The sequence below is a fragment of the Janthinobacterium sp. SUN033 genome (assembly GCF_030397595.1).
In the GTDB taxonomy this organism is placed as follows: Bacteria; Pseudomonadota; Gammaproteobacteria; order Burkholderiales; family Burkholderiaceae_D; genus Janthinobacterium; species Janthinobacterium kumbetense.
The window spans coordinates 529,302-555,021 of record NZ_JAPQNV010000005.1 but is presented as its reverse complement, the minus strand read 5'-3'; the positions used below and the strand labels follow the sequence as shown (position 1 = coordinate 555,021).

Here is a 25,720-nt window from a genome sequence, read left to right as displayed (position 1 = left end):
TCACCATAGACGGTAAGGCACGTTGTTCAGGCCGGTCTTGTTGGAAGTCGAGTACACATCGTACACATCGTCGCCCTCGCGCGGCTCGGCCGCTTCGCTGGCGTAGCTGCGCTTGCCCCACGTTTGCGCATCGCTCAGGCCCGCGTCCGCGTTGAACGGATCGCGCGGCACGCGGCGCAGGAAAAACAGCTTGCTGCGCTTCGGGTTGCGCTGGTCCGGCACGCCCTCGACCAGCAAGTCCAGGCTTTTCGGATAGCCGCTGGCGTCGGGCGTGCGCATGACGCGGCCTTCGTCGCCGGCCCGTTTATAGGCGTCGAGCCCCTGGCGGATCTCGCGCAGCGCGCGCCGCAATTCCTGCTCCTGGCGCCGCTGCACCGTCACCTGCGTGACGGGGATCACCAGGGTGGCCAGCACGCCCAGGATGGCCAGGGTCACCAGCAGCTCGATCAGGGTGAAGCCGCCTGGCCCGCCCTGCGCATGCGCCAGTCTCATTTGGCGGGCGCCACCGGCACCGGCTGGCTCGATGACAGCGGCAAGGGCGATGCCTGCAGCGGCACGGGCTGGCCAGCCGAGATCGGCAAGGGCGAGGCGGCCGGCTCGGGCGATGGCGCCACTTCCGGCGCCGGGACGCTCTGCGGCAAGGCCGGCGGCACCTGGCCCGGCGCCATCAGCTGCTGCGCCGGCGCCGGCTGCATGCCGACGGCCGACGGGCCGGAACGCACGATCACCGTGCCCGGCATCTGCGTGGGCGCCTTGGCCGCCATGTCGGGCCGGCGGCGGAAGCTGCCTTCCGTTCCGGCGGAAAATTCCGACTCCTTCGCTTCCGGACGCTGCACCGTGCGCACCAGGTGCGGCGTGATCGACAGCACGATTTCCGTCTTCTGGCTATCGTCCTTGCTGCTGCCGAACAGGCGGCCCAGCACGGGTATGTCGCCCAGGCCCGGCACCTTGTTGCCCGAGCTGCGCTCTTCATTGTTGATCAGGCCCGCCAGCACCTGGTTTTCGCCATCCTTCAGCTGCAGCATGGTCGACGCCTGGCGCGTGCCGATCTGGTACAGGGTCGAGCCGCTCCGGGTGGTGGTGGCCGCGCCCAGGTTGCTCACCTCGAGCGAGATGCGGATGCCCACTTCATTGTTCAAATAGATGGTCGGCTCGGCGTTCACCGTCAGGCCCACGTCCAGGTAGCTGATCGATTCGGAAGCGAAGCCGCCCGTGCCCGGTGAAATCGTGGTGGTCACCACGGGCACCCTGTCGCCGATGACGAATTTCGCCTTTTCCCGGTTGCGCACGCGGATGCGCGGATTGGCCAGGATGTTCGCGTCGCCGTCCGTCTTGTTGGCGTTCGCCGTCACGGCCAGGTTGCTCACGCCGAGTGTACGCTGATTCAGATTATTCAAGTCGTTGATGGTCAACCCGATCCCGCCCGAGGTACTGAGCGGCGTCAAGGTCAGGCTCGATGGCCAGGCCACGCCCAGCTCCATCAGGCGGCTGCGCTTGACTTCGAGGATTTCCAGCTCCAGCACCACTTCCGCCTCCGGCACGTCCTGCAGCGCGATCAGGCGCTCGGCCAGGCGGATCGCCTCGGGCGTGTCGCGCACGATGACGAGGTTGAGTTTTTCATCGGCCACCACGTCGCGCGTCTTGAGGATGGTCTTGAGCGTGTTGGCCACCTGCTTGGCGTCCGCGTTCGCCAGGAAGAAGGTTTTCACCAGCACTTCCTGGTATTCCTTCAATTTCGCCGCCACATTGGGATAGATCAAAATGGTGTTCGCATCCATCACCTGCTGTTCCAGCTGGTTCGTCACCAGCAGGAAGTAGACGGCCGATTCCACCGTGCTGTTTTTCAGGAAGATCGACGTTTTCGCGTCCGCCTTGACGTCCTTGTCGAAGACGAAATTGAGGCCGGAACGACGCGCGATCAGCTCGAACACCTGTTTTAACGGCGCGTCGCGGAACTCGATCGTGATCGGCTGCTTGTACGACCTGGCCAGGCCCGATTCGACGATGGGCGGCGCCGTCTTTTCATCGACCTCGCGCAGCAGCGCGCGCGCGCCGGCGTGATTCGGCTGCTCCGTCAGGATGGCGTTCAGGCGCTGGCGCGCTGGGTCGTATTGTTTTGCCTCAAGGGCCGTGCGCGCATCGGCCAGCAGTTTCCCCTGACGCTGCTCGCGTTCGAGCGCGCGCAAGCCGCTGTTGGCCCGCTCGTTCTGCGCATCGATTTCCAGCACGCTCATGAAGGAGGCGCGCGCCAGCTCGCCCTGCCCCGCCTGCGCCTGGCGCTCGGCCTGCTGCAAGCGGCTGCCGGTGGCCCGCTCGCGCGCCTGCAGATAGGCGCTGCGGTATTGCGCATTGCCGGGGTCTTGCTGCAGCGCTTCCTGCAGTTTTTGCAGGCCGGCCGGGATGTGATCTTGCGCAATCAGCTCGCGCCCGTCGCGGTAGGCTTGCTGCCCTGCGCAGCCGGACAGCAGCAAGAGCAGCAGCGCCGATGAAAAGGAACGAGACATCACTCGAAAACTCCAATGTTGAGCTGCTGAAGCTGGTTCAACGGCAGATAAGTGAGCGTCATGACGGGCGGCGCGATCGTCACGACCTTGTAGGCGCCATCGACGACGGTATTGGCGCGCACGATATACGTCTTGTCGGCGCGCGATAAAAACACTTCCCAGGCGCCGTCGGCGGCCGCCTTGCCCAGGTAGACGAAGGGCAGCGGCGGCGCCATCGGCGGCGGTGGCGGCGGCGCTGCCGTCACTGCCATTTTCGGCGGCGGCGGATTCCAGTTCTGGCTCTGGAAGACGCCGTCGGCGCCGCCAAAGGTCTCGCCCTCCTCGCCCGCCACTTCGCTGCGCGGCAGCAGGGCCAGGATGGCCGGCTGCGCGGCCGGCGCCTTGACGGCCGCATGGCGCGCGGGCGCGACGGCCCGCTCCACCGCTTCGGCCACGTCGGCCACGGGCTGGCGCTCGCCGAACAGCAGCAAGGCGCCCGCGCCCAGCACGCCGGCCAGCATCAGATAGTGGCGCGGCGTCATGGCGCGCCTCCCGCATCGCCCGGCGCATCGGCCTGCGTTTCGGTCAGATAAAACGTCAGGCGCAAGCGCGCTTCCAGTTGCGTATCGGCGATCTGCTCGCGGCGGAAACTCAGTTCGTCGAGCGAGGCGAAGGGAGCGGCGCGCAGCGCTTGCAGCGCGAACTGCCACACGGCCCCGTAACTGCCCTTCAGCGGCAAGGTCACCTGGTAGGTGGCGACCCTGCTGGCCTTGTCGTAGCCGCTCTTGTATTCGCCCTGCGCCAGCAGCAAGCCATTTTTCGCGGCCAGGTCGAACAGCTGCTTGACCTGCTGCTCCGCGTGGCGCTGCTGCCCCAGGGCGGCATAAAAGCGCGCCAGGTTCTCGCTGGCCGTCGCCGGCGGCGCCGCGATGGCGACGGCCAGCGATGGCACGGGCAAGGGACGCGCTTCCAGCTGCGCCGCCACGGCCCGCTGCTGCCAGGCCCACGCCCAGGCGGCCACGCCCAGTGCGAGCAAGGCCACGGCGATGCAGGCGGGCGCGCCCAGGCGGCGCAGCAGCAGTTGCGCGCGCAGGCGCAGGATATTGATGTCGATGGCCATCATGGCGAGCCCCAGCGCGCTTCGAGCTGGAAGCGCAAGGGTTTATTCGGGTCGAGCGCATTGATTTCATGGCGCAGCAGCTGCACCCTGGCGCCAAACAGCTCCTGCTGCTTCAGTTGCGCGATGTAGGCCACCATGGCGTCGCTGCCGGTCGTCTCGGCCGTGATCTTCAGCACGCGCTTGCGCGCATCCGGTTCCAGCGCCAGCAGCGCGATGGCGGGCGGCGTGGCGCTGGCCAGCGCATCCTGCAAGTCGCGCCACGGCAGGTTCAATTGCAGGATGGCCGCATTCACGGCCGCCGCCTGCGCGGGCGCGATGGCGATTTGCGGCGCAGGCGCGGGACCCTGCATGGCGGCCATCACGCGCTGCTGCGCGCGCTGTAACTGCCCCTCGCGCAGCTGCTGGCGCTGCAGTGCGGCGCTGCCGCTGCAGGCCGCCGTGACGGCCAGCGCCACGCCCAGCACCCCCGTCATCCACGCCCAGACGGGCACGCGGTGCAGGCTGCGGCGCCAGCCGGGTGGCGCGAAATCGAAATCGAGGCGCGTCATGCCACGCCTCCGCTGCGGGCCAGCCGGGCGGCCGGCGACAAGGCGCCTTCCCCGTCCGGCGCGGAAAAAACCTGGCAGCGGAACGCTGCCGCCGGCGCCAGCCAGAGCGCTGGCGGCGCGCCGCATAGCTGCAGCAGCGCCGGTGCGGGCACGCCTTGCAGCAGCGCCTCGCGCGCCAGCGTGTGTTCCAGCCAATCCTGGCCCGCGCCGGGCGGCACGGGCAGCGCGCGCACGGCGCGCAGGCGGCCATCGTGCCGCACGCCCAGGGTCAAGGCATTCTCCTGCAGCTGGCCGAACCAGGCGCCCGGTTTCAGCGCGTCGTGCCAGCGGTTCCAGTGGCGCGCGAATTGCGGCGTGATGAAAATCAGGGCCAGCTCGCGCGCGGCCGCCACGCGCGTCAGCTGCGCCAGCAGGGCACGGGGCACGGCGCAAAAAAACGGCGCGCGCGCATCCCAGGCGCTGCTGCTGTGCCACAGGCCGGGAGGATCGCCATACAGCGACTGGAAGCGCAGCGCGGCGGCCGCCTCGATATCGGCCAGGCGCGCGGCGCCGTGCGGCATGTCCACTTGCCACAGGCGCGCCAAGCCATCGTCGAGCACCACGGACAGGGGCCAGCCCGCGTACTCGCCGGCCGGCAGAATCTGTTCCAACGCCTGCCACAGGGCGGCAAAGTCGCCGTGCAGCGTGTCGCCCGGCACATACGCGGCTTCGCCCAGCGGTGTCCAGGCGGGCGCGCGCCAGCGGCTGCTACGCCACAGGCTCACCTTGCCAGCCGCCACGCCCAGGCGCAGTCCCAGTCCATAACCTCTACGCATGCAGGGTGACCCTCTTGATTTCCGTGATGGTGGTGGCGCCCCGCTTGACCAGTTCCAGCGCCGCCAGGCGCAGGCTGCGCGTGCCGTTCGCATGCGCGGCCGCCTTGATCTGGCGGATCGGCTTCTTGTCGACGATGAGTTCGCGGATTTCATCGGTCAGCACGAGGATTTCGGCGATCGAGCGGCGCCCTTTGTAACCCGTGCCGCGGCAGTCGCCGCACCCCTTGCCCTGCTTGAATTGATATGCATCAACGTCGGCACGCGCCAGGCCCACGCTGGCCAGTTCCTGCTCGTCCGGCGTGTACTCCACCGCGCAATGAGGGCAGTTGGTGCGGATCAGCCGTTGCGCCCAGATGCCGTTCAGGGCCGAGACGAACGCATACGGATCGATGCCCATGTGGGTAAAACGGCCGAACACGTCGAAGACGTTATTCGCATGCACGGTGGTGAGCACCAGGTGGCCCGTGAGGGCCGACTGCACGGCGATTTCCGCCGTCTCGCGGTCGCGGATCTCGCCCACCATGATTTTATCGGGGTCGTGGCGCAGGATCGAGCGCAAGCCCTTGGCAAAGGTCAGCCCCTTCTTCTCATTCACGGGGATTTGCAGAATGCCGGGCAGCTGGTATTCGACGGGGTCTTCGATGGTGATGATCTTTTCGCGCCCGTTATGGATTTCCGTCAGCGCCGCGTACAGGGTCGTCGTCTTGCCCGAGCCCGTGGGACCCGTGACGAGCAGCATGCCGTAGGCTTCCTGCGCCAGCGCGCGCAAGGCTTCCAGCGACGGCGCGTCAAAGCCCAGCGCTTCGAGGGTCAGGGCGCCGTACGCCTCGATCATGGCGCGCTTGTCGAGGATGCGGATGACGGCGTCCTCGCCATGGATGCTGGGCATGATGGAGACGCGCAGATCGATTTCGCGCCCGCCCGATTCGACGCGGAAGCTGCCGTCCTGCGGCACGCGGCGCTCGGCGATATCGAGTTCGGCCAGCACTTTCAGGCGCGAGATGATGTGCTCCGCCACTTCGATGCCGTTGACGGACGTGGCGTGATCGAGCACGCCGTCGACGCGGTACTTGACGGCCAGGCCGCCGGCCGTGCTTTCCAGGTGGATGTCTGAGGCGCCCGCCTTCAGCGCGTCATACAAGGTCGAGTTGACCAGCTTGACGGCGGGGCTGGCCGCTTCCGACACGCTGGCGAACGACAGCACGGCGGCCGTCTTGCCGTCGCGCCGCGCATCGGTGGCGGCGCCGGGCAGCAGGCTGTCGACGGCGCGCGCCGACTCTTCCTGCTTCGACAGGTAGGCGCCGATGTCGGCTTGCAGGGCCAGACGCACGCTCAGGGCGCCCTGCCCCGCGCGCGCGCCGAGCCAGGTCTGCAGGTCCAGGTCGAACGGGTCGGCGATCACGCCCACCAGCTGGCCGTCGGCGGCGCGCAGCAGCACGCTGTGGCGCGCCAGCGCCTGCGACAGGGGCAGCACGTCGAAGGCGGGAGACAACGCCAGCATGTCGGCCGTTTCCAGCACGTCCAGGCCGAACGGGCGCGCCAGCGCGCGCACCACGGCGCGCGCCTCGATGCCGCTCAATTGCTGCAATTCCTCGACCAGGCTGCGCTTCGATTGGCGGCACAGGAGGCGCGCGCGCTGCAGCAGCGCGGGATCGATGGCCGCGCCGGCCACGGGGGATTCGGCTGCGCTCTGCATCATGAAATATCGCCGGCAAGGTCAAAGATGGGCATGTACAGCAGGATCACGATGGCGCCCACGACGAGGCCGATGGCGGCCATCAGCAAGGGTTCGAAGGTGCGCGTGAAACGGTCGATCCAGCGGCTGATTTCGCCGTCATAAAAGGCCGCCGACTGCGTCAGCATGGGGCCCATGTCGCCCGTGCGCTCGCCCACGCGCAGCATGCGCAGGGAAATGGGCGTCGTCAGTTGATATTGCTCAAACGCGGACGACAGGGGCTGGCCCGCTTCGATGGCGCCGCGCGCCTGCTGCAACGACGCCTGCATGCCGGGCGACACCATCGCCTGCACGGTGGCGATCGCCTGCACGATGGTGATGCCGCCCTCGGCCAGCATGCCCAGCGTCAGGTACAGACGCGACAATTCATAGATGCGCACGCGCTCGCCGATGCCGGGCAACTTCGCCAGCAGGCGCGCCACGCCGCCATGGCGCAGCACGCGCCGCACGGCCGACCATGCGACGCCGCCCGTGATCAGCAGCCCGAGCAACAGCGGCACGCCATGCTGCGTGACGAACTGGCCCCAGCTGAGCATGACTTGCGACATCCACGGCAAGTTGCGTCCGGCGCCCTGGTATACCTCGGCGAAGCGGGGCACGACATAACTGATCAGGAAGGCGCTGACGCCGCCGCCCACGGCCAGCAAAATGGCGGGATAGATGGCGGCGCTGACGATCTTGCCGCGCACCGTATCGATGCGCTGCTGGTAATCGATGTAGCGCGACAAGGCGCGCGGCAAGTCGCTCGTGCCTTCGGCCGCCTTGACGATGCCGATATACAAGGGAGGAAACAGTTCCGCCTGCTCCGCCAGAGCGGCGGAAAAGCGCTTGCCTTCGCGCAAGCCTTCCAGCAGACGCGTGAGCACGCTGCGCGTGGCCGGCGACGCTTCCTTTTCCAGCAAGGCTTCCAATCCTTCGACGATGCCCAGGCCCGCGTTCAACAGCGCCAGCAACTCCTGGCTGAACAGCAGCAGGGGCAAGGCCCGCGCGCGCTGGCGGCCGGCCGCGCTGAACGGGGTGGCGCGCAGCGGGCGGATGGCGCTGACGAACAGGCCGCGCGCCTCGGCCTGGCGGCGCGCGTCGGCTTCGTCGCGGCCGTCGATCACGCACGTATGCAAGGTTGCTACGGCCTGGTCCGTGGAAAGCGCGCGTACTTCGAACTGCATGATGGCTTGTCCGTAGGAAAAAGAATGGTGCTGGCGTTATTGCGAACTGATGTCGGCGTTCTCGCCGCTGCCGCCCGGCTGGCCATCCTTGCCCATCGAGACGATGTCATATTCGCCCTTGCTGCCCGGGGCGCGGTATTGATAGGCATGGCCCCACGGGTCGAGCGGCACGGCCTTTTTCAGGTAGGGGCCGTTCCAGCGCGTGCCGGCGGCGGGCGGCGCGGCCAGCAGCGCGGCCAGGCCTTCTTCCGTGGTCGGGTAGCGCCCCACGTCGAGGCGGTAGGTATCGAGCGATTTTTCAAACGCCTCGATCTGCGCCTTGGCCACCGTCACTTCGGATTTGCCCAATTGGGCGAAATATTTGGGGCCGACATACGCCGCCAGCAAGCCGATGATGACGATGACGACCAGCAATTCGAGCAAGGTAAAGCCGCGCGCATGGCGCGTTGCTGCAAGGTTCTGCCTGTGTGCTGCATGCATCCGGTAACTCCTTATTGCCTACCTTCAATACATTGCCGCCATGTGCACCGCTGGTGGCCGCGCACAGGCGGCGCGCGCCTGCCTGATGCCTAGCAGGCTACCATGCCGCTTATGGTTAATACAATCTTTTGTTTGTACTGAAAACAACAAAATCCCAGGGGAAACCATCGCGTTTGCACTAACGCAAGTCGCGCGCCACCTGTGCCGCGGCAGGCGTACAATCGGCGCATGTGCGGCCACGCCGCCTGCCTTGGGAGCTTGCATGTCTGCAATCCGTTTCAGCCTTGCCATCCTGGCCGCCGCCAGCGTACTGCCTGCCGGCGCGTCGGCGGCGCCACAGCGGCAGCCATATATTGTTGAAGTGCGCATGCAGTTGACGCCGCCTGACGCAATCCAGCGGGAAACCCAGCGGGAAGCGGGACGGCGCGCCGTGCTGGCGCTGGTGCCCGATGCCATCGTGCAATATCACTACACGGCCGCGCTGAACGGCTTTGCCGCCCTGCTGACGCCGGCCGAAGTCCAGCGCCTGCGCACCAGCCCCCTCGTCGCGCGGGTGGCGCCCGACACCGAGGATCAGTTCAACAGCGGCGGCATGCACCGGACCGCCGCACCCCGGCCGCAGCGCTAAGCGGCATCAGGCGGCCAGCAGGCGCAGCGCGATGCCGCGTGAGACGGCTTGCGTGCGATTGCTCACCCCCAATAATTTATAGATGCGCTGCAAGTGGCTTTTCACGGTCCCCCCGCTGATGCCGAGGATTTGCCCCACCTCTTCATTGCTCTTGCCGATGCTGACCCAGTGCAGCACTTCCAGCTCGCGCGCACTGGCCGCGCGCGCCGCCCCGGCGGGAGCTGCCTGCGCGCCGTCCGGCAGCGCCAGCCAATGCAGATGCAGGCAGGGCAGCAGCAATTCCAGCACGTACGCCTGGCGCGCCGGGTCGGGCCAGGCAGCGCAGGGGGCACGGAACAGGGCAAAGAAACTGCCGCCGCCAGCGCCTGTGCTGCCATGCACGAGGGTCCCGTCGATGAAGGCGACGCGCCGCCCGCCAGCGCGCCAGGCCTGCGCCAGCCGGGCCACCTGTCCGTGGCGCGGGTCGCTGAAGTCCCGCACCTCGGCCTCGGCCAGCACCGCGCTATGCCAGGTCGCGCTGCGCACCACGCCGCCATCGGCGCCCAGTTGCGCGCAGACGAGGACGGCATGCGGCAGCAACGCCTGCAGCGGCCCCTGGCTCCACAAAAAGAAATCGCCGGGCGCGGCGATGCCATGCGCGCCGAGTATGGCGTGCAGCAAGTATTCCTGTTCCCGCCCCGTCAGCAACATCAGGCGCACACGGCGGTGTCAAACGCCAGGTAGCGGTAGCCGCTGCCGCGCACGGTTTCGATGCGGTGGCCGCAGCCGCCCGGCAGCAAAGCCTGCCGCAAGCGTCCCACGTGGGCGTCGACCGTGCGTTCGTCCAGATACGCGGCATGGCCCCACACCTGGTCCAGCAGTTGCGCGCGGCTATGCACCCGGCCCGGATGGTCCATCAAAAAATGCAGCAGCTTGAATTCCACGCGACCCAGGCTGACAGGCACGCTGCCGGCCGTCACGCGCCGGGTGTGCGGATCGAGCCGCAAGGCGGCGCCGTCCGCGCCTGAGCCTGCGCGCAAGGCCGCTGGCGCGCGCCGGCGCAGCAAGGCATGCACGCGTGCCAGCATTTCACGGGGGCCGACGGGCTTGCACAGATAATCGTCGGCGCCGCTTTCCAGGGCCAGCACCTTGTCCTGTTCGCTGTCGCGCGCGCTGACCATGATGATGGGCAAGTCGCACAGCACGCCATCCTGGCGCACCTGGCGCAGCAGCGCGATGCCGGACGCATCCGGCAGCTCCCATTCCAGCAGCAGCACGTCGGGTGGATCGGCGGCCAGCAAGGCCAGCGCGCCGCGCGCATCCACGGCGCAGCTGACCCGGTAGCCGGCGCCTTGCAGGTTATGCACCAGCAAGGCTTGCGAGGCTGGCGCAGGATCCAGCAGCAGAATATGACGGCGCATCGATGCATCCTCCCGAAAAAAGTGGGCGGCCCTCCCTGAGAAACTAGACGGCACGACAAGTTTTTGACTATGCATCAAGCGTAAAACGGTGACTAATACAATTTAGTTTCCTGATTTATAGCTATTCCGAATAAATAGGCGAAAAAAAAACACAGCGCACCGAGGCGCGCTGTGTTCAGGCGGGACAACGACTATTTATGCTGGCGTGACGAACTGGCGCCGGCGCAAGGCAAAACCGATCAGCGCCAGGCCGCCCGTGAGCATCATCCATTCCGCCGCTTCCGGCACGGCCGAGATCGTCGCGATGCTGGCGTAGGTGCTGCCGGCTATGCTGGCGGGCAAGCCGCCGTTCAGCGGGGTCAGTTCGAATTGCAGCAGGTTGCCATTCGCATTGCCCAGGTAAGCCATACCCGTGTAATCGAGCAAGCCCACGCCAAACGTCGTGCCCGCGTTGCCGGCCGTGTTCAGGAAGTCGCCGCCGAAGACGACGTTGAAACCGAACTTGCCGCCCAGGGTCACGTTGTGGAACCAGTCGTTGTAGGCCCCGCTATTGCCGAAGGTCAAGGTACCGGGCACGCTGCCGCTGACATCGCCTTCCAGCGATTCCAGCGCGCCGAACGCGCCCGAAAAATTGCTGAGCACGGCGCTGGCGCCCGGCGCGGGGCTGTTGCCGGCGATAAAGGCGAAGTCGAGGAAGCCGGCGCCGGAAAAGGCGCTCGTGTCGATTTCCACGCGATAGGCCAGCGGATCCGCCAGCGCCACGCTGGAACTGGCGGCCAGCACGGCGGCCAGCACGGCGCGGCGCAAGGCCGGATGGAGTTTTGTTGTCAACATGATGGTGTCCTTAGAAGTTGCCGGCGTAGATGCTGGCCGAGTAGGTGATCGTCACTTTCGACGGATTGGTGAAACTGACGGCAAACGAGGCCGTCGCGCCCGGCGCCAGGCTGGCGGCGTTGACGGTGACATATGCGGCGCCCGCATGGGTACCCGTGGCATTGGCCAGGCTGACGCCGGCCGGCAAGCCGCCGAACGCCACCTGGAACGGGCCGCTCAAGGCGCTCGTACCCGTGTTGGTGAACGAGAACGTGCCCGTGTATTTTTGCGTCGCGCGGTTGTACGCGAGGCCCGAGCTGGCTTGCGCCACGCCGGCCGTGATGTCGCGGTAGGCGGGCTGCAAGTCCAGGCTGATGACGACGGGGTCATGGTCCGAGGCGCGGTAAGGCAAGGCGTTGTACAAGTCTTGCGGCTTGGCCGAATCGATGTTGTAGTCGATCACTTCCGGCTCGTCCGCATTCACATGCCATTCGGCCACGCCGGCCACTTGCGGGCTCAGCGACGCGCTGGCCAGCGCATGGTCGAGGTAGCCGCTCTGGCCGCCAAACACGTACGAGTACGGCATGCCGGACGGCCGCACGAAACGCTCGAGTTCATTGACGAAGCCGGCGCCCGTGATGACCTGGATCGGGTCTTCCGCGCCATAGGAATTGAGGTCGCCGATGACCAGCACGTCAGCGTCGCCGGCAGCGGCCGCCACCTGCGGCACGAAGCTGCCCACCAGGCGCTGGGCTTGCTGCACGCGGGTGGCGTTCCAGCAGCTCTGGCTATCGTTCTGGTCCGCGTCCAGCCCGCTCGACGGGCAGCTGCCCTTCGATTTCAGGTGGTTGACGATCAGCGAGAATTTCTCGCCATTGCTCGCAAGAAAAGTTTGCGCCATCGGTGGCCGGTTGTTGATGGCATTGGCGTCCGACAAGGCGCCGCCCACCAGGCCCAGCTTGCCCGGCTTGTAGATCATGGCCACGCGGATGGCGTCCGTGCCCGTGGCGGCCGGTTTCGGCACCACGGCGTACGTGACGCCGCCGGTGGCCGCGTTCAGCTGGTCGACCAGATAGGTGACGGCGATTTCGCCATTGTTCTGGATTTCCATCAAACCCACCACGTCCGCATCGATGGCTTTCAGTTCGGCCACGATCTTGTCGCGCTGGCGCTCGAATTCGGCCAGGGTGTCGGCGCCGCGGCAGTTCGACTTGGTGGTCGAGGCGCCCACGGTGCAGCCCTGCCCCGTCTGCCCAAAGATATTGTTGCCATTCGTAAAGGTCGTAAAGAAATTCAGCACATTCGCGCTGGCCACCTTGACGTTGCCCGATGGCAGTTCCGGGCTGCCCGTGCGCGGGTTATCGCGCGAAAACTGCGGCGTCTGCGTCGGCTGCAATTTATATGCGGCGCCGCCACCGCCGATGGCACCGAAATCGACCACGCCCGTCAGGTCGGCCACCGTGTCGCCGCTGCGCACGGTGTTGTCCTGACCGATGTAGGGAATCGTGGGCGGCGTGACGAAAATGCCATCATCGAGCACAATCAGGTTGTTCGCATTGGCGGCGATCAAGGCTTGCGCTTCGGCGGAGCCGGCCGGATAACGGTTGGTCGGCACTTCGCGCCGGCCCGCCGACAGGGTCAGCTCGCCGCGCGCGCCCAGGTAGGCGTTTTGCGACACGGTCAGGGGCTGGGTGAAACGCACCAGCATGCCTTCCACGGCGGCCAGCTTGTCGTTCGGCAAGGTCACATTCGTCGGCACGATGCCGTGGCCCGCGCTTTGCGTGAGGATGGCCGTCACGTCCTTCAATTCCGTGTAGGAATTCTTGGCGCCCGTGGGCGTGTATTCGAACACCGTGCCCGTCACGCGCACCAGCTCGCCCGGCTGCACGGTGGTGGCCGTCGCGCCCGTGTACACGAAGATGCCGTCCGACGTCGATGGGTCGCCGTCGCCGGCCGCGTCCTGGATGAAGAAGCCCGTGCCCACTTTCAGGGTCACCACGCCTTCCGTCGTCTGCACGGAATTGGCGTAGGGGCTGGCCGCGCCGCTGCCCTGGATTTGCGGAATCGTGTGGCTGACGGCGGCCAGGCCTTGCACGGCGACATCCACCTTGCAGGTAGCCGTCTGCTGCTGGTCATTGCTGAAGCTGACGATCACGGGATAATTGCCCACCGGCACGCCGGCGGCCACCAGCAGGCTGACCATGGCGCTCTCGCCCGCCACGCCGGCCGCGCTGAAGTTGGCCAGGCTGATGCCGGCCACGGCCGGCGAACTCAAGATAGCGGCGTTCACGACGCCATCCGCGTCGGACGCGCGCAGCACGGCGCTGCCGCCATTGCCCACGGCCAGGGCCAGGCTGGCGGGGCAACTGGTGATGATCTTGTGCACGACGGGGCCGCCGCAGACATTCAGCGGCGAGGCCGTATTGCGCGGCGTCACGCTGCCGGTGGCAAAATCCGCGCTGTTATCGTCCGTGTCGCCGCAGCCGCCATTGGCGCGCAGAATCGCCAGGGTATTCGATGGCGCGGGCGCCACGGCGCCTTCGAAGCCGTTGGCCGTGCCGAAGCCGACCAGGTCGATGACGGCCGCGCCCGTGGGGCTGGCGCCCACCTGGGCTGTCTTGCTATTACTCAACAGTACCTTGCCCGTTGTGCCGGACATGGCCAGGGTGCCCGTCGCGTCCGGCGTCGGCAAGTCTTGCGTGCCGCCCGTGCCCTTGGCTTGCTGGACCAGCAAATACTGGCCAGGTTGCAAATCGATAGCCGGCAAGGCCGTCACGGACCAGCTCGTGTTGGCGGCGGCGCCGTACTGCACGCTCCAGTTGCTCAGGTTGACGGGACTGGCGCCACGATTGAACAGCTCGATGAAATCGTTGCGGTACACGGCGCCCGTATTGCCGCCGCCCCCATATACCTGGCTGATGACGACATCGGATACGGCCAAGGCTGGCAAGGACAGGCTGGCCAGCACGGCGGCCATGACCGTCAGGCGCAACGGTTTACGCAGGGACGAGAGCGGGACGGACGGGACGGCAAGGTGGACATTCATGGTTTTCCTGGTCGGTAAGATGACGCCAACCCGGACAGGCGCTGGCAGGCTGTTCTTGACAAAATGATGACGAACTTATGATTTGCATACTAAACAGTGTGCATGACGAGTTGATGACATTTCATTAAGCTGAACGGAGTAATGCGCAGCACGGATCCAGGCTGGCGGCTGCCTGCCGAAAGTATCCTTTCAACAACGCCAGGCTGTACAAAGCAAGCCAGGTCGTTATGCCGCTGCACAATATGATATAATTCAAACAAATAAGTTTAGTTCCTGATAAGAAATTGAACGGCAACACCAGACCCAGTAGTGCAGGCCCCATCCATGCCTGACCTTGAAACGCACTCCCTGCCTTGCTCGCAACAGTAGCCTGGACGGGAGCGGCAACAATCGCATGCGGACATACGCGCCCAGCGGCGCACCCTTCCATGCTTTTTGAGAGATCGATCATGCCAACACCAATTTTCACGCCAGCCTCTTCCCGTCCCTTGCTGCTGGCCGCGGCCTTGATGTTCTTCGGCGCCAGCGCCCAGGCACAAACGGCCGCGCCTGCGCAAAAGAATGAAAAGAATTGCCAGGCCAGCACGCAATCGGCGAATGGCAATACGAAAGACGCCAACCTGGACGGCACCTACAGCGCCTGCAGCCTGGCCAATGGCTTCATCGGCTCCGGCACGCGCACCAACGACGGCTCGAACAAGACGCCGGAATTTGACGGCATCGTGTCCGACCAGGAATTCCGCAACTCGTCCTCGGCCGAGAATAATCACCGCCTGACCGCGCGCCAGTTGCCTGACGGTGCCGGTGCCGGCGAACCGCGCAAGGTGCGTGCCAGCGACGACCGCGACTTCAGCTTTATCACGCGCGACTTCGTGGCCGCCGAAGAAAACCGTCCTTTCGATGACGCGGCCGGCTACCGTGGCCCGGGCCGTTCGTACCAGGCCCGCAGCGGCGACACCCAGGCGCCCTTGATCGTTTCGTCGTCGCTGGGTGAAAACTTGCCCACAGGCAGCAACGGTGTCGGCGGCGGCGGTTCGGGTGGCGGCTTCACGGGCGGCAGCATCCTCCCCGTGACGCCGGAAATCCCGGCCGTGCCGGAACCGGAAACCTATGCCATGCTGCTGGCCGGACTGGGCCTCGTCGCCCTGGCGCGCCGCCGCAAAAGCAAGTAACCGTCACGCCGCACCATGAAAAAAGGCCCGCAAGGGCCTTTTTTATTGTCTGGAGGAATCCGGTTTCAGCGCCGGAAACCCGCATACGGCGCCGCCAGCGGGTCGCCGATGAACAGGCCCTGGGCCGGCCACAGCACGCTGCCCCAGTACGCTTCCAGCGCCGTGCTGCCGGACAGGTAGCGGCGCAGCAGCACGGTCGGATTGGGAAACTTTTGCCAATAACTGCACGGTTCGCTGACGGTGCCATAGCTGGCCGTCGCGCCCGCCTCCAGCCAGCGCTGGCTGCTCATCTGGCTACTGCCCTGCAAGTCGCCGCCAAACGAGGTCAGGTGGTCGGCCAGGGCGCCGGGCAGGAAATGCAGGGTATCCAGCTTGGCCACCTTGGCCTGCCCCGTCTGGTACACCATGATGTCTTGCGCCCCTTCCAGGCTGTCCGCCTTGAGGTTCTTGACGGTCAGCTTGCGCTGGCGCACGACGCCAGCGGGAGGAAAGAAACCGGCCCGGCTGTTGCGCACCGCGTCGCTGGTGGTCAAATAATAGGCGCTGGCGGCCGGCACGGAAAAGCCGCTGACGGCGCCCCGATCCACCACGGCCTTGGCCTCTTCCACGAAATCGACAGGCAGCAGCATCGACAGGCGCAAGCCCAGCTGCGTGTAGGGTTGCGCCGCCTCGCTGTTGAAATACTTGCTGGGCTTGCCGGGATCGCAGGTCTTCGCGCATTGATCCCCGTCATAACCGAGGGTGAAGGCGGCGGTGATGGCATTGCATTCGACGGCATACGGCGCGCTCCACACCATCAGCACGGCCTGGATCTCGGGTTTCAGCTGCGCATTGATGCGTTCCTTCAACTGCGCGAACTGGTCGATGCTGAGCTTGCGGGGGCGGTTGGGAATATTCACGTGCGCCACATTCGCGGCAGGAATGCCGTGCGCCTTGCGGTAGTACTCGCCCACCTCAACACTGTTGGGTTCGGCGTCGTTGATGACGATGGCCAGCTGCGACGCCTGCAAGCCGGGCGGCGCCACGGCTGCGGCAGCGGCGGCTGGCGCGTCGGCATGGGCGGCGCCGGCGGCCAGCGCCAGCGAAAGACAAAGGAAGTTGCGCAAGGGTCGGTACACCGGTAAGTAAGGGATCGGAGGCAGCCGGCCAGGGGCGCGGCTACCCTGCGATGAGAACGCCATCAGGCGCGCTGGTAGACATCCTCCAGGCGCACGATATCGTCTTCGCCCAGGTAGCTGCCCGACTGCACTTCGATCAGGTGCAAGGGCAGCTTGCCCGGGTTTTCCAGGCGGTGCGTCATGCCGATGGGGATATACGTCGATTCGTTTTCCGTCAGCAAGGTCACCTTCTCGCCGCACGTGACTTGCGCCGTGCCGCTGACCACCACCCAGTGTTCGGCGCGGTGATGGTGCATCTGCAGGGACAGCTTGCCGCCCGGATTGACGGTGATGCGCTTGACTTGGAAGCGTTCGCCGATATCGATGCCTTCATAACTGCCCCACGGGCGGTACACCTTGCGGTGCTGCACGTGTTCGCTGCGTCCCGCCTGCTTCAAGTGGTCGACCACCTGCTTCACGCGCTGCACCTGGTCCTTGTGCGCGATCAATACCGCATCGTCCGTTTCCACCACGACCAGGTCCTGCACGCCCAGCACGGCCACCATGCGGCGCTCGGCGCGCACCAGGCAATTGCTCACGCCATCGAGATATACGTCGCCGCGCACCACGTTGCCGTTGGCATCGCCCTGCTGCACTTCCCACAGGGCCGACCAGGAACCGACATCGCTCCAGCCTATGGCGGCCGGCAACACCACCGCATGCGCCGTATGTTCCATGACGGCATAGTCGATCGAATCGGACGGGCAGGCGGCGAAGGCCTGCTCTTGCAGGCGGCAGAAATCGAGGTCGCGGTAACCGTCGCGCACGGCCGTTTCGCAGGCGGCCAGCATGGCGGGCTGGAATTGCCCCAGCTCGCCCAGATAGCGTTCGGCGCGGAACATGAACATGCCGCTGTTCCAGAAATAATTACCGGCAGCAAGGAACGACTGCGCCGTGGCCAGGTCCGGCTTTTCCACGAAACGCTCGACCTTGCAGCCCGCGGCGCCCGGATTGACGGGCGCGCCGCTGCGGATGTAGCCATAGCCCGTTTCCGGCGCCGTCGGCACGATGCCGAAGGTGGCCAGCGCGCCATCGGCCGCCAGCAGCGCCGCCTCGGCGATCGCCTGGTGAAACGCGGCCACGTCGGTGATGACATGGTCGGCCGGCAAGACCAGCATCAGCGCCTGCGGGTCGATGGCCAGCAGGAATTGCGCGGCCACGGCCACGGCCGGCGCCGTGTTGCGCCCCACGGGCTCAAGCAAAATGCCCAGCGGCGGCAAGCCGATCTCGCGCAGTTGCTCGGCCACCATGAAGCGGTGCTCATTGCCGCACACCACCAGCGGCGGCATGACGTCGAAACCGGCCAGTCCGCTATCGCCGGCACGGCGGTTGGGCAGGCTGGTCACGCGCAACGCCGTTTCCTGCAACATGGTCTTGTCCGTTACCAGCGGTAACAGTTGCTTGGGCAACACAGCGCGCGACAGCGGCCATAAACGGGTGCCCGAACCGCCGGACAGGATGACTGGATAAATTTTCATGGTTTCACTTCGCAAACAGTTTATTGGGCAGCATACAGGGCCGGCGGCGTTTCGTCGCGGCGCAGGCTGCGCCGGTCGCGCGCATTGCCCCAGGCATCTTTTTCATAGTCGGAGACATGGCGCATCTGGCCGGCACGGTCGACACTATAATCCTTGAAGACGATCATTTCATCCAGCACCACGCCAGGCAGCACGCGCGTGTACTCGAACAGCACGCTGCGCACCACTTCGGCGCCACCGCAGACGTGGCTGCCATGGCCGATCCAGGCCGGCCCGATGATGGTCGTGCCCGCTTCGATGCGGCAACCCGAGCCGATGTAGACGGGGCCTTCGATGCGCGTGCCGCCGCTCCAGTCTATGCTCGTGTTCAGGCCGGCCCACACGCCATCGGCGATCTGGGTGCCAGGCACGTGCAAATGGGCCACTTTTCCCATCAGCACGCTTTGCAGCACTTCCCAGTAATCCTTGATGCTGCCGATATCGATCCAGTTGTACTGGCGTTTTTGCGCATGGAAGGGCAAGCCTTGCGCGACCAGCAGGGGAAACAGTTCCGAGCCGATATCGAAGGGCTGGCCGGCGGGAATCAGGTCCAGCACGGCCGGCTCGAACAGGTAGATGCCGGTGCTGACGCAATTGGACAGCGCATCGGCCTGCGCCGGCTTTTCCTGGAAGGCGCGCACGCGTCCGTCGGCATCGCTGACCACCACGCCATAGCTCGACACCTTGTCCCACGGCACTTCCAGGGTGATGACGGACGCCAGCGCGCCCTTGCTGCGGTGCTCGCGCAGGGCCGCTGCCAGGTCGAGGTCGATCAAGGCGTCGCCGCACAGCACGATCGTCGTCTCGTCGAAAAAGCCGCCGAACTCCTGGATCTTCTTCATGCCGCCAGCCGAGCCGAGCGGTTGCGGCACGACCTCGCCCGCATCGTTCGTATAGCCTTCGAAGGAATAGCCGATGCGCACCCCGAACTGGTGGCCTTCGCCGAAATACTCCTCGATCTTTTCATGCAGGTAACTGACGTTGACCATGATGTCGGTCACGCCATGCTGCGCCAGGTGTTCCACCAGGTAAGCCATCACGGGTTTGCCCAGGATGGGGATCATCGGCTTGGGCAAATCATAGGTCAGGGGCTGCACGCGCGTGCCCTTGCCTGCTGCCAATATCATCGCTTTCATCGTCAAACTGCTCCATCAGGGTTGGGGATGGCTGGCCAGGCGGCGCACTTCAGCGGCCATCCTTGCTCAAGGTCACGGGAGCGGCGGGCGCGGCGGCGGGAAACAGGCGCGCATACGCGGCCAGCAGCTTCGGCGCTTCATATTCCCACTCCAGCTCGTTAATCACGCGATGGCGGCCAAACGCCCCCATCTGCTCGCGGCGGGCCGGGTCGTCCAGCAAGTCGACGATCTTGCGCGCCATGTCGATGGGATCGTTCTTCAATGCATACAAGGATGCCTGCTGCGCAGAAACCTTGCCCTCGACCAGATCAAACTGCACGATCGGTTTGCCCAGCGCCATGTATTCCATGATCTTGTTCATGGTCGACTTGTCGTTCATGTCGTTGGCCACGTCCGGATTCACGCACACATCGGAGGTATTGAGCATTTCCAGCAATTGCTGGTCCGGCACGCGCCCCGTAAACGTCACGTAGTCGGAAATGCCCAGGTCCTGCGCCATCTGCTTCATCTGTTCCAGCGAGGTGCCGCCGCCTACCAGGCCGAACTGCACATCTTCGCGCTTCAGGGTTTGCACGATGTATTGCGCCGCCTGCAGCAACAGGTCGATGCCTTCCTGCGCGCCCATCACGCCCACGTAGCCGACCAGGTAGGCGCGCCCCTTCTTGAGTTCCGCCACGGGCGGCAGCACGCGCAGGCGGTCCAGCTTGGGTCCGCTGCGCACCACGTAGACATCCTCGGGCTTCATGCCGCCCCGCTCGATGGCGATCTTCTTGTACGACTCGTTGGTGGCGATCGACACGTCGGCGCTCCGGAACGACCAGCGCTCGAACAGCACCATCAGTTTATAAAAGAAATCGCGCCGGCCGAACTTGGCTTCGTACAGCTCCGGATTGATGTCATGGTGGTCAAACAGGAAACGCTTGCCCATCGTCAACTTGAAGAAGCCGCCGATGAGGAACAGCAGGTCGGGCGGATTGCAGGCGTGGATGACGTCGAAGCCGCGCGCGAAATGCACTTTCCATGCCAGGCGGAAAGTGTGGAACAGCGCCAGCGAGTATTCCACCAGATAGCCCTTCGCCCCTTCCGCTTCCAGCGGCAGGTGGTAGCGGTAGATATGGATGCCGTCGATGGCTTCATAGCGCGACTCGTAGCCCTTGCCCGTCGGGCAGATGATCGACACTTCATAACCGTTCGCATGCAGCGTGGTCGCTTCCTGCCACACGCGCCGGTCGAACGGCGACGGCAGGTTTTCCACCAGGATCAGCACCCGGCGCGGCTGTCCTGCCACGGTGTTACCAGCAGATGCCGTCATATTGCTCTCCACTTTGTTCTTTGCTGATGCGCACCAGGTCGACGATATGCTGGTGCGGCTGCAGGCTGGCGGGCACGGTCTTGAATTCGGCCGCGCCATTGCCGATGACGATGGTGTCGGCAAAATCGAGCACGTCCTGCATGTTCGTCACCATCAGCTTGGAAATGTGCGGGATGTGATTGAGGATGTAATCCTGGTTGGCGCCCGTCAAGGCGGCCAGGTTGACGTTCTTGTCGTACAGCTTCAGCTCGTAGCCCTTGCCCAGCAGATACTCGATGACATCGACCAGCGGCGATTCGCGCAAGTCATCCGTGCCGGCCTTGAACGAGAAGCCCAGGATGCCCACCTTGCGCGCACCTTTGTCGACGATCATCTTGATGCCTTTTTCCACTTGCCGCTGGTTCGACGGCAGGATAGAGTTCAGCAAGGGCAAATCGAGGTCCAGGCTGCGGGCCTTGTAGGTCAGCGCGCGCACGTCTTTCGGCAGGCACGAACCGCCGAAGGCGAAGCCCGGCTTCATGTAGTACGGCGACAGGTTCAGCTTGGTGTCCTGGCAAAAGATTTCCATCACCTTGTGGCCATCGATGCCGACGGCCTTGCAGATGTTGCCGATTTCATTCGCGAACGCCACTTTCACGGCGTGCCAGGTGTTGTCCGTGTACTTGACCATCTCGGCCGTCTCGACGTCCGTGCGCACCAGCGGCGCATCCATCTTTTCATACAGCTGCACCAGCAGCGCGCCCGCCTTTTCGTCGGATTCGCCGATCACCGTCTTCGGCGGATTGTAGTAATCATAGACGGCCGTGCCTTCGCGCAAGAATTCCGGGTTGTTGCACACGCCAAAATCGACGCCGGCCACCTTGCCCGACGCCGCTTCCAGGGTCGGGATGACGAGCGAACGCATGGAGCCGGGCAGCATGGTCGAGCGCGCCACGACGACGTGGAAGGTATCCTTTTCACGGATGGCGGCGCCGATTTCCTGGCACACCTTGCGCACGTGGCTCAGGTCCAGGTTGCCATTGAGCTGCGACGGCGTGCCCACGCAGATGAGCGACATGTCCGAGCTAAAGACGGCGTCGCGCACGTCGAAGGTGGCGCGCAAATGGCCGCTCTTCACGGTGGCGGCGATCATTTCGCCGATGTCTTTTTCAATGATGGGCGTGGTGCCCTGATTGATCAGCTCCACCTTGGTCCTGTTCGGATCGACGCCGATGACTTCGTGTCCATCCGTTGCCAGGCAACCAGCCGAGACGGCACCCACATAACCCAAACCAAATATGCTAATTTTCATGTTTTCCTCGTATTTTCTGACAGATCAGGGGTAGCCAAACTCAGGTGAAACTCCGTGCGCAAGGTGGCTGCGCCTTGCAGCCGCCCGCGCCAGACCAACACAGGCGCAGCCTGTTTTTCATCGAAGCGGTGCGAAATCCAGCCCAGCGGCGGATGGTCGCTGCCGCATACCAGTTGCACGGAAGCCTCCGGCAACGGCGGTAAATGCATCTCCAGCGCGAAGGCGTCGCCCGCCACGCGCAACACCTGGCCGTCCAGTTGCACGCGGCAGCGGGGATCAAAGTGCCAGAACAATTCCACCTCATGCGCGTCCTGGCATTCGAGCACGTCATCGACCACGATCAGCGCGGCGCCGGGCGCCACGCGCACGTCGCGCCGGTGCAGCACGCCATCTTTCAAGCCCAGGTAGCCGTCATGGCTGGCGCTCCAGAATTGCCCATCGGCATCGTCACGCCACGCCAGGCACTCGGCCCTGGCCTTGCGCAGCCACAGGAAGTTGCCGCCCGACTCGGACTGGTCGCGGCCATCGATGCGTACGGTGTTGTGCGCGCTGGTGCCACGGAAATAATCGCGCCACTGCTTGTGCGTATGGTAGGCATAGGTACCCGGATCGACCAGCACCATCTGGCCCGCCACGGACAAGGTCAGCGCCAGCGCATCGGCGTGGCCGTGCGCGGCGATGCCCAGGTAGCCCAGCGGGCCGGCATCGGCAATCAGGCGCACTTCGTCGGGCGTGCCAAAGCCGGCGCCCATCACGTAATAGCCGCCATCGGGGAAGGCGCGCGGCAAGGTATCGGGCGCAGCGTCCGGCAAGGCGTCAAACGCCTGGCTCCCCGCCTCGCCCAGCAGCCAGGCGCTTTTCTCGTCGAACGTGCGCGCCTTGGCCTTGAAGTCCGCGCGGCCGAACAGGGCCGCGCCGCTGGCCAGCAGCGATGTGTAGGGATTGGCGCCCGGCGCCTTGTCCCAGTGCGCCAGCAGCGCATCGTCGGCGTCGCCGAGCATCGGCACCTCGCCCGCCACGTTCGTCATGGCGGCGATAAATTCCAGCATGGCTTCCAGGCGCCGCAAAAAGGCGGCCGAGCGGGGCCGGCCATTGGCGCGGCCCGCCAGCACGCACAGCAGCATTTCATCGGCCACCGTGTGCTGGTAATAAATGGCTTGCTCGCGGTTCACGCCATCGGGGCCGTTCTGCTGCAGCGCCTGCGCTTCCAGCTCGCGTTCCGTCTGCGCCAGCCAGCCGGCACTTTCCGGCCAGCAAGGCCACGTGAGCGCGGCGATATGCAAGCCCGTCAATTCGCCAAACAGGTGGTTGTTGGCCGACGAGTGGCGCGAAAAGTGTCCCGCGATGAAGTGGCAATGCTGGTAGATGCTGTCGAGCCAGCGCTGCAGGAAGGCTTGCCCCTGCGCACCCTGGAACAGGGGGCTGTTGATGCCACCGAGCAAGTGCCACGCATGCGACCAGCTGACCAGGCGCAAGGCCAGCTCCAGCGCGCTGCTCCAGTTCGGTCCCAGCGGATACGGACATTGCTGCCACCACGATTCGAGCAAGACTTGTACACCTTGCGCATGGCGCAAGTCGCCGCCGAGGCGGTACGCCATCGCCAGGTCGGCCACGGCCAGGTGGCGGTTCGGTTCCCACAGGCATTTGATATCGCCCACCACGGTTTCGTCGCGGTAATTGAGCGTCTTGCCAAAATCCAAGGGCACGACGGTGCCCGTCTTCGGATCGCGGTTCCATTGCGGCGGGAAACCCAGCTCCGCATCGCGCAGGGCGAACACATCGAAACGGCCCGCGAGGATGCGTTCGGCCGCCGCCAGGTGCGGCGCCGTGTCGATGGGCATGCCCAGCCAGGGCGCGCCGAAACGCTGGCGCACGGCGGGCGGCGGCACATGCGCCAGGCCATAGCCGCGCGCCTGCAGCCGTTGCTGCAAGGCATCACGCACGCGATGCGCCACCTCGGGCGCCCCCATGGCGCGCAAGCGGTTCAGTTTCCAGGACAGGTTGCTCAGCATGGACGTCTCACAGATACTGGCGGTGCCAGATTTCCAGGGTGAGCAAGCTCCACAGCAGTTTCTCGTGGTTTTGCCGTCCGGCCACGTGCTCGGCCAGCACCTGCTGCAGGGCTTGTGTATGGTAATAGTGGCGCGTGCGCGACTCGGCGCCCGTCAAGTGTTCATACAGGTAATCCTTCATGGGGCCGCGGAACCACTCGTTGACGGGCACGCGGAAGCCCACTTTCGGCCGTTCCAGTATAGCTTGCGGCAACAGCTGCTTCATGGCTTCGCGCAAGATCCACTTGGTGGTGCGGCCGCGCACGCGGTACTCGTCCGGCAGGCTAGCCACATACGCGGCCAGTTCGTGGTCCATGAAGGGCATGCGCGCTTCCAGCGACGCGGCCATGGTCATGCGGTCGCCCCGCTCCAGCAGGTTGTCGGGCAGCCAGCTCAGCTGGTCGAAGCACAGGATGCGGCGCAAGGCGCTGTTGCCGGCGCTGCCGCAGCCCAGCGAAGGATCGCGCTGGCGCGCCGGTGCCGGCATGGCCACCAGACGCGCGCGTTCCTGGTCGGACATCATGCCGAACCAGCGCGGCATGCGTTCGTCGAACGCTTCCAGGCCCAGGTTGACGATGGCCGTCTTGGCGCGGCGGAAACGGTATGGCAAGGCGCCGATGGCCGGCTCGATCAAGCCCCGGCGCAGCAGGCCCGGCAGCATCTGGTAGTTGCCCGCATAGCGCTCGTACACGTGCTTGGGGTAGCCGCCGAGGATTTCATCGGAACCTTCGCCCGTCAAGACCATCTTCACCGTCTTGCGCGATTCCTTCGCCAGCAGGTAGATGGGAATGTCGGATGGCTCGGCCACGGGGGCGTCGCGGAAGCGCACGAGGTCGGGCAGCAAGGCGATGACCTGGTCGACGGACACTTCCAGCTCATGGTGTTCCGTGGAAAATTGCCGCGCGATATCGGCCGCGTACGCCAGCTCGCTGAAGCCGCCCTCCTTGAAGCCGACGGAAAAAGTCTTCACGGGCACGCCCGCATGGCGCGACATCAGCGCCACGACGGCCGACGAATCGATGCCGCCGGACAAGAAGGCGCCGAAGGGCACGTCGGAAATCATGCGGATGCGGACCGATTCATCGAGCTTGTCGAGGAAGGTGGCGACGGGGTCGGCCGGCAACAGGGCCGCCAGGCGGGGCCGGCTGTCGGGCGGCGTGTAATACACGCGCTCGCGCAGCACGCCGTTTTCCCACGTGGCCGTGGAACCGGGCGCCAGCTTGCGGATGCCCTGGAACAAGGTGGCCGGGCCCGGCACGTAGCGGTAGGCGAAATAATCCCAGATGGCGGCCTCGTCCGCTTGCGGCGCCACGTCCGGCAAGGCCAGCAGCGCCTTGATTTCCGAGCCGAAAGCCAGTTTTCCCTCGTGCTGCCACAGGAACAGGGGTTTCTTGCCGAATGGGTCGCGCGCCATGAACAGGCGGTCGTTGCGCGCATCCCAGATGGCAAACGCAAACATGCCGCGGAAATGCTGCACGCACTCCTCGCCCCATTGCACGTAGGCATGCACGATGGTTTCCGTGTCGGATGCCGTGCGGAAATGGTGACCCAGCGCGATCAATTCGTCGCGCAGGGGCTGGAAATTGTAGATTTCGCCATTGAAGATGATTTGCACATCGCCCGTCTCATTGCCCAGCGGCTGGTGGCCCGTGGCGATGTCGATGATGGACAGGCGGCGGTGCAGCAAGCCCAGCTGCCAGGCGCCGTCGGCGGTGGCCGCATTGAGCACGCCCGTGTCATCGGGACCGCGGTGCGCGATGGCGCGCCCCATGGCGTCGAGCGCCGCGGGCAAGCCGGCGACGGACGAGGGGAAGATCAAACCGGCAATACCGCACATATGGGCTCGCTTA

Annotated in this window: 22 protein-coding genes; 2 read left to right on the top strand and 20 right to left on the bottom strand. The window is 65.4% G+C overall.

From position 1 onward, the window contains the following. The 9 genes from OX460_RS23100 to gspG are packed head-to-tail and all read right to left on the bottom strand — an operon-like array spanning position 1 to position 8,347. Complete coding sequence (locus OX460_RS23100) at positions 1 to 492, bottom strand: type II secretion system protein (RefSeq protein WP_099665057.1); 492 nt, start codon at positions 490 to 492, stop codon at positions 1 to 3. After that, entirely contained in the window at positions 489 to 2,504 is a 2,016-nt protein-coding gene (locus OX460_RS23095) for a secretin N-terminal domain-containing protein (RefSeq protein ID WP_289900060.1), read from the bottom strand. The genes OX460_RS23100 and OX460_RS23095 overlap by 4 nt, the downstream gene beginning before the upstream one ends. Beyond that, on the bottom strand, positions 2,504 to 3,025 hold the full coding sequence (locus tag OX460_RS23090; RefSeq protein ID WP_289900059.1) for a hypothetical protein: 522 nt from the start codon (positions 3,023 to 3,025) through the stop codon (positions 2,504 to 2,506). Before OX460_RS23090 ends, OX460_RS23095 begins: the two co-directional genes overlap by 1 nt. After that, a complete protein-coding gene (locus OX460_RS23085) occupies positions 3,022 to 3,606 on the bottom strand; it encodes a hypothetical protein (protein WP_289900058.1) in 585 nt (194 codons plus the stop codon). The genes OX460_RS23090 and OX460_RS23085 overlap by 4 nt, the downstream gene beginning before the upstream one ends. After that, positions 3,603 to 4,151: a hypothetical protein gene (locus tag OX460_RS23080; protein WP_289900057.1), complete on the bottom strand. Its 549-nt coding sequence runs from the start codon at positions 4,149 to 4,151 to the stop codon at positions 3,603 to 3,605. Before OX460_RS23080 ends, OX460_RS23085 begins: the two co-directional genes overlap by 4 nt. Continuing rightward, a complete protein-coding gene (locus tag OX460_RS23075) occupies positions 4,148 to 4,966 on the bottom strand; it encodes a hypothetical protein (protein WP_289900056.1) in 819 nt (272 codons plus the stop codon). Before OX460_RS23075 ends, OX460_RS23080 begins: the two co-directional genes overlap by 4 nt. Further along, on the bottom strand, positions 4,959 to 6,662 hold the full coding sequence (locus tag OX460_RS23070; protein WP_289900086.1) for a GspE/PulE family protein: 1,704 nt from the start codon (positions 6,660 to 6,662) through the stop codon (positions 4,959 to 4,961). Before OX460_RS23070 ends, OX460_RS23075 begins: the two co-directional genes overlap by 8 nt. Continuing rightward, positions 6,662 to 7,867 carry a type II secretion system F family protein gene (locus OX460_RS23065; RefSeq protein WP_289900055.1) on the bottom strand — a complete coding sequence of 402 codons (1,206 nt, stop codon included), beginning with the start codon at positions 7,865 to 7,867 and terminating at the stop codon, positions 6,662 to 6,664. The genes OX460_RS23070 and OX460_RS23065 overlap by 1 nt, the downstream gene beginning before the upstream one ends. Positions 7,868 to 7,903: 36 nt before the next feature. After that, positions 7,904 to 8,347 carry a type II secretion system major pseudopilin GspG gene (gene gspG, locus OX460_RS23060; RefSeq protein ID WP_034782166.1) on the bottom strand — a complete coding sequence of 148 codons (444 nt, stop codon included), beginning with the start codon at positions 8,345 to 8,347 and terminating at the stop codon, positions 7,904 to 7,906. Between the two features lie 262 nt (positions 8,348 to 8,609). Here gspG and OX460_RS23055 point away from each other — a divergent pair, with 262 nt between their 5' ends. Continuing rightward, positions 8,610 to 8,975 carry a protease inhibitor I9 family protein gene (locus OX460_RS23055; RefSeq protein ID WP_251350030.1) on the top strand — a complete coding sequence of 122 codons (366 nt, stop codon included), beginning with the start codon at positions 8,610 to 8,612 and terminating at the stop codon, positions 8,973 to 8,975. A gap of 6 nt (positions 8,976 to 8,981) precedes the next feature. On the opposite strand, the gene OX460_RS23050 is transcribed toward OX460_RS23055, so the two are convergent. The 4 genes from OX460_RS23050 to OX460_RS23035 form a co-directional block, all read right to left on the bottom strand. Further along, positions 8,982 to 9,665 (bottom strand): LuxR C-terminal-related transcriptional regulator, encoded by a 684-nt coding sequence (locus OX460_RS23050; protein ID WP_289900085.1) that lies wholly within the window; start codon positions 9,663 to 9,665, stop codon positions 8,982 to 8,984. Continuing rightward, positions 9,665 to 10,375 (bottom strand): winged helix-turn-helix domain-containing protein, encoded by a 711-nt coding sequence (locus OX460_RS23045; protein ID WP_289900054.1) that lies wholly within the window; start codon positions 10,373 to 10,375, stop codon positions 9,665 to 9,667. The genes OX460_RS23050 and OX460_RS23045 overlap by 1 nt, the downstream gene beginning before the upstream one ends. A gap of 195 nt (positions 10,376 to 10,570) precedes the next feature. Then, positions 10,571 to 11,209 (bottom strand): NF038129 family PEP-CTERM protein, encoded by a 639-nt coding sequence (locus OX460_RS23040; protein WP_289900053.1) that lies wholly within the window; start codon positions 11,207 to 11,209, stop codon positions 10,571 to 10,573. A 10-nt stretch (positions 11,210 to 11,219) separates the two neighbouring features. Further along, positions 11,220 to 14,234 (bottom strand): ExeM/NucH family extracellular endonuclease, encoded by a 3,015-nt coding sequence (locus OX460_RS23035; RefSeq protein WP_289900052.1) that lies wholly within the window; start codon positions 14,232 to 14,234, stop codon positions 11,220 to 11,222. A 449-nt stretch (positions 14,235 to 14,683) separates the two neighbouring features. Here OX460_RS23035 and OX460_RS23030 point away from each other — a divergent pair, with 449 nt between their 5' ends. Further along, the gene (locus tag OX460_RS23030; protein ID WP_251350025.1) at positions 14,684 to 15,406 is read left to right on the top strand and encodes a PEP-CTERM sorting domain-containing protein; all 723 of its coding nucleotides are present in this window, start codon (positions 14,684 to 14,686) and stop codon (positions 15,404 to 15,406) included. A gap of 65 nt (positions 15,407 to 15,471) precedes the next feature. On the opposite strand, the gene OX460_RS23025 is transcribed toward OX460_RS23030, so the two are convergent. The 7 genes from OX460_RS23025 to asnB form a co-directional block, all read right to left on the bottom strand. After that, entirely contained in the window at positions 15,472 to 16,512 is a 1,041-nt protein-coding gene (locus OX460_RS23025; protein ID WP_289900051.1) for a TIGR03790 family protein, read from the bottom strand. Positions 16,513 to 16,586: 74 nt separating this feature from the next. Continuing rightward, a complete protein-coding gene (locus OX460_RS23020; protein ID WP_099665069.1) occupies positions 16,587 to 18,041 on the bottom strand; it encodes a mannose-1-phosphate guanylyltransferase/mannose-6-phosphate isomerase in 1,455 nt (484 codons plus the stop codon). Positions 18,042 to 18,061: 20 nt separating this feature from the next. Beyond that, positions 18,062 to 19,216 carry an NDP-sugar synthase gene (locus OX460_RS23015; RefSeq protein ID WP_289900050.1) on the bottom strand — a complete coding sequence of 385 codons (1,155 nt, stop codon included), beginning with the start codon at positions 19,214 to 19,216 and terminating at the stop codon, positions 18,062 to 18,064. 49 nt (positions 19,217 to 19,265) lie between these two features. Then, positions 19,266 to 20,528, bottom strand: a complete 1,263-nt coding sequence (locus tag OX460_RS23010) for a glycosyltransferase family 4 protein (protein WP_289900049.1) — start codon at positions 20,526 to 20,528, stop codon at positions 19,266 to 19,268. Then, positions 20,509 to 21,819, bottom strand: a complete 1,311-nt coding sequence (locus tag OX460_RS23005; protein ID WP_289900048.1) for a UDP-glucose/GDP-mannose dehydrogenase family protein — start codon at positions 21,817 to 21,819, stop codon at positions 20,509 to 20,511. The genes OX460_RS23010 and OX460_RS23005 overlap by 20 nt, the downstream gene beginning before the upstream one ends. Continuing rightward, a complete protein-coding gene (locus OX460_RS23000; RefSeq protein ID WP_289900047.1) occupies positions 21,816 to 23,831 on the bottom strand; it encodes an alginate lyase family protein in 2,016 nt (671 codons plus the stop codon). The genes OX460_RS23005 and OX460_RS23000 overlap by 4 nt, the downstream gene beginning before the upstream one ends. Positions 23,832 to 23,838: 7 nt before the next feature. Beyond that, a complete protein-coding gene (gene asnB, locus OX460_RS22995; protein WP_289900046.1) occupies positions 23,839 to 25,707 on the bottom strand; it encodes an asparagine synthase (glutamine-hydrolyzing) in 1,869 nt (622 codons plus the stop codon). Positions 25,708 to 25,720 lie beyond the last annotated feature (13 nt).